The 12,068-nt window shown below is 69.6% G+C and carries 11 protein-coding genes; 5 read left to right on the forward strand and 6 right to left on the reverse strand.

The genetic code is table 11. From position 1 onward, the window contains the following. Positions 1 to 131 precede the first annotated feature (131 nt). Positions 132 to 1,115: a hypothetical protein gene (locus ACIBG8_RS50265; protein WP_397350476.1), complete on the reverse strand. Its 984-nt coding sequence runs from the start codon at positions 1,113 to 1,115 to the stop codon at positions 132 to 134. A gap of 64 nt (positions 1,116 to 1,179) precedes the next feature. Continuing rightward, positions 1,180 to 2,400: a radical SAM family heme chaperone HemW gene (hemW, locus tag ACIBG8_RS50270; RefSeq protein ID WP_397350477.1), complete on the reverse strand. Its 1,221-nt coding sequence runs from the start codon at positions 2,398 to 2,400 to the stop codon at positions 1,180 to 1,182. Between the two features lie 92 nt (positions 2,401 to 2,492). On the opposite strand from hemW, the gene ACIBG8_RS50275 reads away from it, so the two are divergent. The 4 genes from ACIBG8_RS50275 to ACIBG8_RS50290 all read left to right on the forward strand — a co-directional run bounded on the left by ACIBG8_RS50275 (position 2,493) and on the right by ACIBG8_RS50290 (position 6,126). Beyond that, a complete protein-coding gene (locus ACIBG8_RS50275) occupies positions 2,493 to 3,734 on the forward strand; it encodes a glycoside hydrolase family 18 protein (protein ID WP_397350478.1) in 1,242 nt (413 codons plus the stop codon). 81 nt (positions 3,735 to 3,815) lie between these two features. Beyond that, positions 3,816 to 4,241 carry a hypothetical protein gene (locus ACIBG8_RS50280; RefSeq protein ID WP_397350479.1) on the forward strand — a complete coding sequence of 142 codons (426 nt, stop codon included), beginning with the start codon at positions 3,816 to 3,818 and terminating at the stop codon, positions 4,239 to 4,241. After that, positions 4,238 to 5,317, forward strand: a complete 1,080-nt coding sequence (locus tag ACIBG8_RS50285) for a sensor histidine kinase (protein WP_397350480.1) — start codon at positions 4,238 to 4,240, stop codon at positions 5,315 to 5,317. The genes ACIBG8_RS50280 and ACIBG8_RS50285 overlap by 4 nt, the downstream gene beginning before the upstream one ends. Continuing rightward, complete coding sequence (locus tag ACIBG8_RS50290) at positions 5,314 to 6,126, forward strand: response regulator (RefSeq protein ID WP_397350481.1); 813 nt, start codon at positions 5,314 to 5,316, stop codon at positions 6,124 to 6,126. The genes ACIBG8_RS50285 and ACIBG8_RS50290 overlap by 4 nt, the downstream gene beginning before the upstream one ends. 346 nt (positions 6,127 to 6,472) lie before the next feature. Here the strand turns inward: ACIBG8_RS50290 and ACIBG8_RS50295 are convergent, their stop codons facing one another. The 3 genes from ACIBG8_RS50295 to ACIBG8_RS50305 all read right to left on the reverse strand — a co-directional run bounded on the left by ACIBG8_RS50295 (position 6,473) and on the right by ACIBG8_RS50305 (position 8,890). Beyond that, positions 6,473 to 7,108, reverse strand: a complete 636-nt coding sequence (locus ACIBG8_RS50295) for an MOSC domain-containing protein (RefSeq protein WP_397350482.1) — start codon at positions 7,106 to 7,108, stop codon at positions 6,473 to 6,475. A gap of 10 nt (positions 7,109 to 7,118) precedes the next feature. Beyond that, positions 7,119 to 7,415, reverse strand: coding sequence for a hypothetical protein (locus tag ACIBG8_RS50300; RefSeq protein ID WP_397350483.1), 297 nt, complete (start codon positions 7,413 to 7,415; stop codon positions 7,119 to 7,121). Between the two features lie 566 nt (positions 7,416 to 7,981). Then, positions 7,982 to 8,890 carry a helix-turn-helix transcriptional regulator gene (locus ACIBG8_RS50305; RefSeq protein WP_397350485.1) on the reverse strand — a complete coding sequence of 303 codons (909 nt, stop codon included), beginning with the start codon at positions 8,888 to 8,890 and terminating at the stop codon, positions 7,982 to 7,984. Between the two features lie 67 nt (positions 8,891 to 8,957). Here ACIBG8_RS50305 and ACIBG8_RS50310 point away from each other — a divergent pair, with 67 nt between their 5' ends. Continuing rightward, positions 8,958 to 10,157: an FAD-binding oxidoreductase gene (locus ACIBG8_RS50310; protein WP_397350486.1), complete on the forward strand. Its 1,200-nt coding sequence runs from the start codon at positions 8,958 to 8,960 to the stop codon at positions 10,155 to 10,157. Positions 10,158 to 10,223: 66 nt separating this feature from the next. On the opposite strand, the gene lepA is transcribed toward ACIBG8_RS50310, so the two are convergent. Then, entirely contained in the window at positions 10,224 to 12,047 is a 1,824-nt protein-coding gene (gene lepA, locus ACIBG8_RS50315) for a translation elongation factor 4 (protein ID WP_397350487.1), read from the reverse strand. Positions 12,048 to 12,068 lie beyond the last annotated feature (21 nt).

Raw genomic sequence — 12,068 nt, forward strand, 5'->3', positions numbered from 1 at the left:
CCCACCCGCGCCCTTATCCCTTTAGTGTCTTCCACTGGTGTGCCCTCCCTAACTACCCCCCGCCCCCCGCGCCCCCCCCCCCCCCCCCGGGGGGGGGGGGGCCCCGGGGGGGGGGGGGCCACGTCACTCTCCTACGGCGTCGCGTACGGGTTCGGCTCGGGGCAGTCGTGGATCACGATGATCGCCTCGCCCTGGGAGCAGTTCCCGCCGTCGCACGCCTTGACCGGCACCCGGTAGGTGCCCGGCTTGGTCGGCGTGCCGGTGACCGTACCGTTTGACCCGATCGTCACTCCCGGCGGGAGCTTGGACGGGTCCGTCACGGTGTAGGTGGGGCCGCCGTAGGCGCCGCCTCCCGTGCCGACCGAGCCGGTCAACGGCTTGCCGACCGGGCCGGACAGCACGGCGTCCGGCGCGGCGGGACCGGCGGGCGCCGGAGGCACGACCGGCACCGGCGGCAGCGGCATTACCGGCGGAACGACCGGGACCACCGGGACGACCGGCGCGGGCTGCCCGTAGGGCGGTGCCGGGGTCGTGCAGGTCACCTCGACCGAGTCGACGAAGTTGCCGTAGCTGGGGTAGCCCGTCCCGGAAGAGACCGGGACGAGTTCCAGCCTGGTCACCGTCTGACCGGCGGGAACCGTGTAGGAGCCCTTGTAGTGACCCCAGGCGTCGCTGCCGTCGGCCATGTCCGGCCCCTGCTGGACGCCCCCGATGCGCACGCGCATCACGTCCCTCTTGTACGGCCCGGTGCGCGCCCGGTGGGCGAGGCTCCAGTTGATCGTGGAGCCGGGCACGGTCTCGATGTCCTGGTAGACCGGCGAGTTGCTGGTCGCGTTGACCTCGATGTACTGCGAGCCGCTGTCGGCGGGGATGGTGAAGTTCATCGGATCCGCCCGGTTGCCCGGGCCCCAGACCTCGATGAGTCCGTCCCGGGCGGAGCTGTGCCAGCCGGGCATGTCCCTGGTCGTGTAGCCCTGGCCCCTGATGCCGCCGGGCTCCTCGAAGCCGCCGTTGACCAGGCCGCACGCGGCCATGGCCGCGGCCTGTCCCGGTACGGCGAATGCCGGGACGGCCAGCATCGCGGCCGCGCCCAGCAGGAATATCTTGCTTTTCATGTGTTTCCCCCGAAAGGACCGCTTTCTGCGGTCACGCCGGGTATGTTCCCCGCTACGGAGGGTGTCATACAGCCAGGTCGCGAATCAGCGCGTCGGCCAGCAGGCGGCCCTGGAGCGTGAGCACCATGCGGCCCTGCTTGAACGGCTCCGGCTGTAGGAGTCCGGTGCCGAGCGCCTGGGCGACAGCCGTACGGACCGAGGGGTCGACGTCGGCCAGCGGGAAGCCCGAGCTCAGCCGGAGCTCCAGCATCAGCCGCTCGACCCGCCGGTCGGCCGCGGTCAGCTCCTCGCGGGCGTGGGCCGGGGAGGCGCCCCCGGCCAGGCGCTGGGCGTAGGCGGCCGGGTGCTTGACGTTCCACCAGCGGGTGCCGCCGACGTGGCTGTGCGCGCCGGGGCCGACGGCCCACCAGTCGCCGCCGGTCCAGTACAGGAGGTTGTGGCGGCACTGCCCGGCTTCCGAGGTGGCCCAGTTGGACACCTCGTACCAGGCGAAACCGGCGCCCGACAGCAGCTCGTCGGCCATCAGGTAGCGCTCCGCGGCGACGTCGTCGTCCGGCATGGGCAGCTCGCCGCGCCTGATGCGGGCGGCGAGCTTGGTGCCGTCCTCGACGATCAGCGAGTAGGCGCTCACGTGGTCGGGTTCCGCCGCGATCGCCGCTTCCAGCGAGGCGCGCCAGTCGTCGTCCGACTCGCCGGGAGTGCTGTAGATGAGGTCGAGGTTGACGTGGTCGAACCCGGCGTTCCTGGCTTCTTTTACGGCTTGCGCTGCCCTGCCCGGTGTGTGCTGGCGGTCGAGGATCTGGAGCACGTGCTCCTTGGCGGACTGCATGCCGAAGCTGACCCGGTTGAAGCCGCCTTCGCGGAGTTCTTCCAGATATTTCGGGTCGACGGACTCCGGATTCGCCTCCGTCGTCACCTCCGCGTGCGGTTGGAGCCCGAACTCCTCGTCGATGGCCCCGAGGATGCGCGCGAGATCCCGCGCGGGCAGCAGGGTCGGGGTGCCGCCGCCGAAGAACACCGTCTCGACCGGGAGGTCGGCGTCACCCAGGACGCGCCTGGCCAGCCGTACCTCCTCGATGGCCGTGTCCGCGTAGTCGCGGTGCGAGGCGCCGGGGCCCAGCTCACTGGCGGTGTAGGTGTTGAAGTCGCAGTAGCCGCACCGGGTCACGCAGAAGGGCACGTGCACGTAGAAACCGAACGGGCGCTCGCCGAGGCCGTCGAGGGCCGAGGCGGGCAACTCGCCCGACGCGGGGGCCGGGTCGCCGTCGGGAAGGGTGGAAGGCACGAACCAACGGTAAGGCCGCCATTGACGTGCCCATTCCACGGGCCTACGATCCGGGAAAATCTTATAGGAAAGTTTCCTATCCGGAGCTGCCAGTGAAAAAGGTCCTGCTCGCCGTCTGCCTCGTGTTAGGCCTGACCCCCGTTCCGGCGTCCGCGTCTACCTCGCCGGGATTCAACCGTGTCGCCTACTTCATCCAGTGGGGCATCTACGGCCGCAACTTCCACGTCAAGGACATGGACACCAGCGGAGCGGCCGCCAAGCTCACCCACGTCAACTACGCCTTCGGCTTCGTCAGCGCGGCGGGCGAGTGCTACTCGGCCGACCCGTGGGCCGACTGGCAGCGTCCCGTCTCCGCCGAGGAGAGCGTGGACGGCGTCGCGGACTCCGGCCAGGAGCTCAACGGCAACCTGAACCAGCTGCGCAAGCTCAAGGCCAAGCACCCCGGGCTCAAGGCGCTGATCTCCCTCGGCGGCTGGACCGGGTCGAAATACTTCTCCGACGCGGTCCTGACGCCCGCCTCCCGGGCCAAGCTGGCGTCCTCCTGCGTCGACCTGTGGCTGCGCGGCAACCTGCCGGGCCTCACGCCGGGCGCCGGAGCCGGGGTCTTCGACGGCATCGACCTCGACTGGGAGTGGCCGGGCTCGTCGGGCAACGACGGAAATGTCATCCGTCCCGAGGACAAGCAGAACTTCACCCTCTTCCTGGAGGAACTGCGCGCCCAGATGCGGGCGTTCTCGTCCTCCTCGCAGCTGACCGCCTTCCTCCCTGCCGCCGCCCTGAAGATCGACGCCGGGTTCGAGGTGCGGCGCGTCTTCAGGCAGCTCGACTTCGCCACCATCCAGGGCTACGACCTGCGCGGCAGCTGGGAGCCGCAGACCGGGCACAACGGCAACCTGCTGACCGACCGGCGCGACCCCAACCCGGTGCGCTACAGCGTCGACCAGACCGTGCGTGACTTCCTGTCGCGCGGGGCGCCCGCCCGCAAGATCGTGGTCGGCGTGCCCGCCTACGGTCAGGGCTGGACCGGGGTGACCGGCGGCGGCAACGGCCTCTACAAGGCGGCCACGGGACCGGCCGCCGGCAAGTGGGGACCGGGCACCGAGGACTACAAGGACCTCGTCACCAAGCCGGGCAAGCGGTACCGGGACCTGCTCACCGGCACGCAGTGGCTCTACGACGGCAATGACTTCTGGTCCTACGACGACCCGGCCGTGATGCTGCAGAAGGCCGCCTACATCAGGCTCAAGGGCCTGGGCGGCTCGATGATGTGGTCCATCGACCAGGACGACGCCAAGGCCTCGCTCACCTCGGCTCTCTACCGGGTGCTGCGCTGAGTCCACCCTGGGGTGGAGATCCGGGACTTCTCCACCCCAGGGCCCATCCGGTTCTCCCGTCCCGTTCCTAACCTCGGCCGCATGACCACCCCTGTCTATCTCGCCATCGTCGCCTTCGTCGTCTACCGCCAGATGCGGACCAGGAAGACGGACGAGCGCGGCCTGCTCGTGCTCGCCCTCGCGCTGATCGTGCTCGGATCGCCGTCCGCCCTGTCCAGCCTCGCGTTCAGCGGTGTGGAGGTGGTCGCGGCGGTCGGGTTCGGCTTCCTGCGGGCGGCCACCGTACGCGTCTGGCGGGACCCCTCGGGCGTCGCCTGGTCGCAGGGCACGCTGTGGACGCTGGCCGCGTGGCTCTCCTCGGCGGCGGCCCGTTATGCCCTGTACGGCGTGGCCGCTCAGCTGGGCGTGGCGACGGACCCCACGGCGTTCCTGCTGTTCGCGGGGGTCACGATCGGGGTGCAGTCCCTGGTCGTCACCTACCGAGGGCGTACTACCGTCAGTGTGTGACCCTTTCCGGACGCCTGTCTTCGGCCTCGCGCCTCTTCGTGGGTCACCCGTCGTCGGCGTTGCGCCTCGTCGTGATCGTGCTCTTCGTCGTCGCCCAGGCCAGGAGCTCGCCCGGCCTCGACCATCTCCCCGTAGCGGTCGTCACGGCGGGCATTGCCCTGGCCATGGCGGCGGCCATCATCCCCAGTGTCCGGCTGGTCGCCCTCTACGTGATGGTGGCGCTGGCCCTCGTCCTCGACCACATCGCGTTCGGCGGCGGATCGGTGCTGGCCCTGCTGTACGGCGTGAGCGTCGCGTCGGCCCGCTACCCCCTGCGCCAGTCACTCCCCCTGGCCGGGCTCGCCCTGACCGGCCTGCTCGTCTCGGGACTCCTCGCCGGAGACGCCGAACGCGACCTGAGCCTCGGCTTCAGCACCTGCGTGATCTTCCTGACCTCCTACGCCGTCCGGCAGCGCAGGGAGACCAGGGCGGCGGAGGACAGGGAGGCCGTCCTGGCCGAACGCGCCAGGATCGCCCGCGAACTCCACGACGTCCTCGCCCACTCCCTCTCCGCCCAGATCATCCACCTGGAGGGCGCCAAGCTCCTCCTCCGCGCCTCTCGCCCGGAGGAGGCGTTGGAGCGCGTGGAACACGCCAGGGAGCTGGCCAAGAGCGGCCTGGAGGAGGCCCGCCTCGCCGTGTCCGCCCTGCGGGAGGACCTGCCTTCGCTTCCTGCGGCTCTATCCTCGTTGGCTGGGGAGTTCCGCGCGGCCACGGGGGCCGCGTGCTCGGTGGAGGTGTCCGGGGTGGAGCGGCGGATGGCCGGGGAGGCGCAGCTGGCTCTGCTGCGTACGGCTCAGGAGGCCTTGACGAACGCCCGCAGGCACGCGCCGGGCGCGGAGGTCACCGTACAGCTCAGCTACGGTCCGACGTCCACCTCCCTGACCGTGACCAACCCTCTTCAGGAGACCGTTTCCTCCACCGGGCGGGGCTACGGCCTGCTGGGCATGAGGGAACGCGTAGAGGGATTGGGCGGCTCCACAGCGGCGGGCCCCGTTGACGGCCGGTTCCAGGTGCGGGTGACCGTTCCCACATGACCCAGCCGATCCGCGTGGCGGTGGTGGACGACCAGGCCGTGGTCCGTGAGGGCTTGGTCCTGCTGCTCGGGCTGCTTCCCGGCATCGAGGTGGTGGGCGCGGCGGCCGACGGCGAAGCAGCCCTGGCCCTGGTCGCGGACCGGCGTCCGGACGTGGTGTTGATGGACCTGCGCATGCCAAGGATGGACGGCGTGGAGGCGACCGCCCGGATCCGCGCAGACTACCCGGACACCCAGGTAGTGGTCCTGACCACGCACGCGGACGACCAGTCCTTGTTCACCGCTTTGCAGGCGGGGGCGCGGGGTTATCTGACGAAGAGCGCCGACTCGGAGGAGATCGCCCGCGCGTTGACCACCGTGGCCGGCGGGCAGGCGCAGCTGGACCCCACCATCCAACGCCGCCTCCTGGAAACCCTCACCCCCGCCCCGCAAACCCCACCCCGAGCCACCTCGGACGACCCACCCCGTTTCAGCTCAGGCCCAACCCCACCCCCAGCCCCCACCGCCTCATCTCCACGCGACACCACCGCCCTTCCCGCACCCCTTTCCGCTACCCCAACCCCCGGAGCTCCCCGCAGCGACGCACCCCCAAGCAGCCCGCCCCCTCCCGACGACCTGACCCGTCGAGAGACAGAAGTGCTGCGCCTGATCGCCAACGGCCTGACCAACGCCGAAATCGCCACCCACCTGTTCATCAGCGAAACCACCGTCAAGACCCACATCAACAACCTGTTCGCCAAGACCCACGTACGCACAAGAGCCCAAGCCGTCACCTACGCCTACCGCCACGGCCTGGCCACCCCGCGCTAACGCCCTCCCACAGAAGGCCCCAGCGCCCGAAGCAAGGCATGGCGAATCAAACCCGACCCTGGAGCGGGGGGCTGTGACTCAAGCCCCACTTCGGGCGAGCATGGTGACTCAACCCCTGCCCCCAGGCGGGCGTGCACCCCGAGCTCCGCCCGCAGGCGGGCGCGATGGCTCCACCCCCTGGGCGGGCGTGGCACCCCAAGCGCCGACCCGGGCAGGACGTGGCGCAGCGCAAGCCCCTTCCCCAGCGGGCGTGGTGGCTCAAGGCCCGAGCCCAGGGCAAGGTGACGAGCCCAGGGCAAGGTGACGAGCCCAGGGCAAGGTGACGAGCCCAGGGCAAGGTGGAAGGCTAGAGGGGCAGGGTGGGGCCCAGGACTCGGTCGGCGACCTTGTCCCAGTGGGGGGCGTGGCCGGGGAAGGCGAGGATGCGGCGGAGCAGTTCCTTGTCGCCGTGATAGGCGCGGAACGACTCGGTGATCGTCACCGTCTCCGGGCGGGCGATGATCTCCACCGGGTCGTTCACCCCAAGGGTGCCCTCCTCCACGACGCGCAGGTACGCGCCGGGTCGGCCCGCTTCGGTGAAGCGTTTGACCCACCCCGGTTCGTCGACCCAGTTGCGGAACACCACGCACGGCACCCGCGGCCCCGAGACCTCGAGCACCGTGGTGCCGATGCGCCACTGTTCGCCCAGCATCGCGCCGTTGACGTCGAGCCCCGACGTGGTCAGGTTCTCGCCGAACTGGCCGTCGCGCAGGTCACGGCCCAGCTCCTGCTGCCACCAGTCGTAGTCCTCCCTCGCGTAGGCGTAGACGGCCTGGCTCGGTGAGCCGTGGTTGGGGGTGTCGGCGCGTTCGTCACCTGCCAGACCGTTCGGGGATACCCGCACTTGGCCCTGTACGGGCAGCTTGTTGATGGCGGTCCTGCCGAGCTTGCCTGCCCAGTCGGCCTCGACCGTCGTCCCTGTGTTCACCGATATGACCCGCATATCGGCGACGCTAGCCGACCTGTCTGTTGAGCTGCGACTCGGTATCCAGGTCGGTGAGTTGTAAGAGCTTGTCGAGCGCCCCCTGCCGCATTTCCTCCACCGAGGAGCCGCGGACGTCGAAGCACTCGGCGGCCACGTCGAGGACGGCTTCCACGACGGCGGCGTCCGGGTAGGGGACGCTGACGGCCACGGTGCCGTCGCCGCCCACTTCCACGGGTCTCAGGTGGCGTCGGAGCAGACGTCTCGTCTCCTCGGCCACGGCGACGCCCAGTAGGGCGGCGCTCTCGTATCGTTCGGCAGCACCCATCTCCACACTCCCAACTGTCGCACGTGTGTTCGAAATGAACAGTAGAACGCCCCACCGACAAAATCCCGCCCCTCACTCCTACACACCCCTTCCATGAGTCCTACGGGTGGCATCGCGGGCGGGGTGATTGGAGGCGAGGGGGAGGTCGCTGTGTGAGGTGGAGAGCGCGAGCGCAGGCCCGCACAGGCGTGGTGGCTGGGGGCCCGTTAAGGGCGCCGGGCTCCACCGTGCCTCGTCTCTCCGACGCGGCGCCTTGGAGTGCCCGGGTGGAGGAAGAAGGCGCGAGCGCGGGCCCGTTGTACGCGAGATGGCTGGGGTCGCCCAAAGGCGCCGAGCTGGGCCGTACCTCGTCTCGCCGACGCGGCGCCTTGGAGTGCCGGGGTGGAGGTGAGAGCGCAGGTCCGTGCACGGGAGATGGCTGGGGTCGCCGAAGGGCGCCGGGCCACGCCGTACCACGTCTCGCCGACGCGGCGCCTTGGGCGGCCGACATGGGAGGTGAGGGAGGAGGGCATGGGCCCGTGTCGGCGGATGGGTTGGAGGGTGGCGGGCCCGAGGTGTGACGTGGGTTAGAGCGTGGCGGTGAGGAGGGCTTGGGCGAGGGACTGCAGGTGGGATCTGAGGGCCACGGGGGCGTCCTCCAGGGTGAAAGGGGCGCCCAGGGAGGCCAGGTCGCGGGCGATCGGGGGGAGGGTGTCGGCGCCCAGCCGGAGTCTGCAAGTCCTGTCGTCGATCTTCTCTACGCGTCCGGGCAAAGCGTCTACCAGGCGGGCCAGCACCACCTCTGCTGGGGCCTCTACCACTGCATATGCCACGTAGCGGTACGGCGCTGCTGCCAATCCGGCGGCCACGTAGTCGCTTGCCTCTGGCACGTCGTCACGCACAGGGAAGCGGCGCTGCGCCAAAGAGAGGTCGGTCATGCGGTCCACGCGGTACGTTCGCCACCCCTCACGGTGCAGGTCGTAGGCCAGGAGGTACCAGAGGCCGTGGGATGTCACCAGCCGATACGGCTCCGCACGCCGCGACGAAGGCTCGCCCTCCCGGGACTGGTAGGAAAAGGACACTAGCTCCGCGTCCCGGATCGCCACGGACAGGAGCGCCAGCGCCGAGTGGTCCGCCGACGGCCCGGGGCGCGCCGAAATGGCCGAGCTCACCGCGTGCACCCGGTGTCGCAGCCGCACAGGCAGCACCTGCTCCAACTTCCCCAACGCCCGCAACGACGCCTCGTCAGCAGACGCACGCAGCCCGACGGCCACCGCCACCGCCTCCTCGTCGTCCAGCAACAACGGCGGCAACGACGCCCCCGCGCCGAGCCGGTAACCGCCGGCCGTACCCGTCGTCCCCACCACGGGATAGCCCAGCTCGCGCAGCCGTTCGATGTCCCGGCGCAAGGTGCGCACGGTGATCTCCAGCCGCGCGGCCAGCTCGGGCCCCGCCCAGGTCCGCCGCGACTGCAGCAACGAAAGCAGCTGAAGCATCCGAGCACGCGTCATACGTCCACATTAAGGTCGGAAACTGACCTCAAGCGTGGCTAGCGTGGAACGCATGAGAATCACCCGAGACCAACACGGCTACGACGAGGAGCGGTCCGGCTTCCAGACGCTCAAGCCCCACTCCCCCGACGTGATCTTCGCGGTGGAGACGGCGAGCGAGATCCAGGAAGCAGTGCGACACGGCCCGAAGGTGGCGGTCCAGGCGACGGGCCACGGGCTGTGGAAGCCCCTCGACGGCGGCGTCCTGATCAGCACGCGCCGGATGACCGCGGTGCGGATCAACGAGGAAGAGCAGACGGCGACGCTCCAGGCGGGCGCACAGTGGGCGCACGTGATCGAGGCGGCCGCGCCGTACGGGCTGGCCCCTCTCTCGGGCAGCTCGCCGCACGTCGGCGCCGTCGGCTACACGCTCGGCGGCGGCATCGGCCTGCTGTCCAGGCAGTACGGCTACGCCGCCGACCTCGTGCGCGCCATGGACGTGGTGACGGCCGACGGCGAGCGCGTACGGCTCACGCCGGGCGACGAGCTGTTCCACGCCATGCTCGGCACCAGAGGCGCCCTGGGCGTCGTGACGGAGATGGAGATCGGCCTGCTCCCGGTCACCACGGTGTACGGCGGCGGCCTCCAGTTCCCGGCCTCCCGCGAGGTCGTCGAGGGCTACCTGGAATGGACGCGAACCCTCCCGGACGAGGTCACCTCCGCCCTAGCCCTCATGACCTTCCCCGACGGCAGGCACCTGGCGCACATCAGGCTCGCCTCCACCGCCAAGAACGCCGCCGACCTGGCGGAACCGCTCAGATCCCTCGGCACCCCGCTGACGGACACCCTCAGAACGCTCCCCTTCACCGAGTCGGGCGCGATCGCCAACGATCCACCCCACCCACACGCGTACACGGGCACGAGCACCTATCTCGACTCCGTGGACGCTCGGGAGCTCCTGGAGGCCAGCACCCACCTGGTCGTCCAGCTCCGCCACCTGGGCGGCCGCATGACGGAGCCGAGCAGGAACCTCGTGGCCCACAGGGACGCGCAGTACCTGCTGAACGTCGTCTCCCCAGCAGCCGAGCCCCTGGAAGGCTTGAAAGGAAGGGGCCCGTTCCTCAACCTCGTGTACGGCGAGCCGACGGCGGACGAGCTGCGCCGAGCCTTCACCGACTACGACGAGGTGACCCAGCTGAAAAACACGTATGACCCGCAAAACCGCTTGACGGGCGATGTTACGGCGAGCACCACAACCGCCCGAATGCCATGAAAGAGAAAGGGCCACCCGCGTCGGCGGGTGGCCCTGACCTGGCGAAAGCCGTACAGAAAAGGGAAGTTACTTCTTGCCCGCCGACGAGTCGGTGGAGAGCGCGGCCACGAAGGCCTCCTGGGGGACCTCCACGCGTCCGACCATCTTCATGCGCTTCTTGCCCTCCTTCTGCTTCTCCAGCAGCTTGCGCTTACGCGAGATGTCGCCGCCGTAACACTTGGCGAGCACGTCCTTGCGGATCGCCCGGATGTTCTCCCGCGCGATCACCCGCGCCCCGATCGCCGCCTGGATCGGCACCTCGAACTGCTGGCGCGGGATCAGCTCACGCAGCTTCTTCGCCATGTCCACGCCGTACGCGTAAGCCTTGTCCTTGTGCACGATCGCGCTGAACGCGTCGACCGCCTCCCCCTGCAGCAGGATGTCGACCTTGACCAGGTCCGCCTCCTGCTCGCCAGCGGGCTCGTAGTCGAGCGAGGCGTAACCACGCGTCCGCGACTTGAGCTGGTCGAAGAAGTCGAAGATGATCTCGCCCAGCGGCAGCGTGTAGCGGATCTCCACCCGGTCTTCCGACAGGTAGTCCATGCCCTGCAGCGCGCCGCGCCGCCCCTGGCAGATCTCCATGATCGCGCCGATGAACTCGGCGGGCGCCAGGATCGTCGACTTCGTGACCGGCTCGAACACCGAGGCGATCTTGCCGTCGGAAGGGAATTCGGACGGGTTGGTGACGGTCAGCTCCTTGCCATCCTCCATCTCCACCCGGTACACCACGTTCGGCGCGGTGGAGATGAGCGACAGGTTGAACTCGCGCTCCAGCCGCTCCCTGATGATCTCCATGTGCAGGAGCCCGAGGAAGCCGACGCGGAAGCCGAAGCCCAGCGCGGCGGAGGTCTCCGGCTCGTAGACCAGGGAGGCGTCGTTGAGCTGCAGCTTGTCGAGCGCCTCGCGCAGCTCCGGGTACTCGTCGCCGTCGATCGGGTAGAGCCCGGAGAACACCATCGGCCTGGGGTGGTCGTAACCGGCCAGCATCTCGGTGGCCCCGCGGACGGCGGAGGTGACGGTGTCGCCGACGCGCGACTGGCGCACGTCCTTCACACCGGTGATGAGGTAGCCGACCTCGCCGACGCCCAGCCCCTGGTCGGCGACCTTCGGCTCGGGCGAGATGACGCCGATCTCGAGCGTCTCGTGGGTGGCCTGCGTCGACATCATGGTGATGCGCTCGCGCTTGCCGAGGTGCCCGTCGACGACCCTGACGTAGGTGACGACGCCGCGGTAGGTGTCGTAGACCGAGTCGAAGATGAGCGCGCGGGCGGGCGCGTCGGCGTTGCCCACGGGCGGCGGCACGGTCTGGACGACGTGGTCGAGCAGCTCCTTCACCCCGATGCCGGTCTTGCCGGACACCCTCAGCACGTCGGAGGCGTCGCAGCCGATCAGGCCCGCGATCTCCTCGGCGAACTTCTCTGGCTGCGCGGCGGGCAGGTCGATCTTGTTGAGCACCGGGATGATCGTCAGATCGTTGTTCATGGCCAGGTAGAGGTTGGCCAGCGTCTGCGCCTCGATGCCCTGGGCGGCGTCCACGAGCAGGATCGCGCCCTCGCACGCCTGCAGCGACCGGGACACCTCGTAGGTGAAGTCGACGTGCCCCGGCGTGTCGATCATGTTGAGCACGTGACCGTCCCACGGGAGGCGCACGGCCTGCGACTTGATGGTGATGCCGCGCTCGCGCTCGATGTCCATCCTGTCGAGATACTGTGCGCGCATGGAACGGTCGTCGACCACGCCGGTGATCTGCAGCATCCGGTCGGCAAGTGTGGACTTGCCGTGGTCGATATGCGCGATGATGCAGAAGTTGCGGATCAACGCGGGGTCGGTCTGGCCAGGCTGATTGCGCACCGAAGTCCGTTTCGACAGGGT

The sequence above is a fragment of the Nonomuraea sp. NPDC050556 genome (genome assembly GCF_044457355.1).
Taxonomy (GTDB): Bacteria; Actinomycetota; Actinomycetes; order Streptosporangiales; family Streptosporangiaceae; genus Nonomuraea.

Bases quoted from the DNA above. Each gene is read 5' to 3' on its own strand.
- ACIBG8_RS50305 (WP_397350485.1), bottom strand. From the start codon at position 8,890: ATGCTTCAGCTGCTTTCGTTGCTGCAGTCGCGGCGGACCTGGGCGGGG.
- ACIBG8_RS50290 (WP_397350481.1), top strand. From the start codon at position 5,314: ATGACCCAGCCGATCCGCGTGGCGGTGGTGGACGACCAGGCCGTGGTC.
- ACIBG8_RS50295 (WP_397350482.1), bottom strand. From the start codon at position 7,108: ATGCGGGTCATATCGGTGAACACAGGGACGACGGTCGAGGCCGACTGG.
- ACIBG8_RS50280 (WP_397350479.1), top strand. From the start codon at position 3,816: ATGACCACCCCTGTCTATCTCGCCATCGTCGCCTTCGTCGTCTACCGC.
- ACIBG8_RS50310 (WP_397350486.1), top strand. From the start codon at position 8,958: ATGAGAATCACCCGAGACCAACACGGCTACGACGAGGAGCGGTCCGGC.
- ACIBG8_RS50300 (WP_397350483.1), bottom strand. From the start codon at position 7,415: ATGGGTGCTGCCGAACGATACGAGAGCGCCGCCCTACTGGGCGTCGCC.
- ACIBG8_RS50265 (WP_397350476.1), bottom strand. From the start codon at position 1,115: ATGAAAAGCAAGATATTCCTGCTGGGCGCGGCCGCGATGCTGGCCGTC.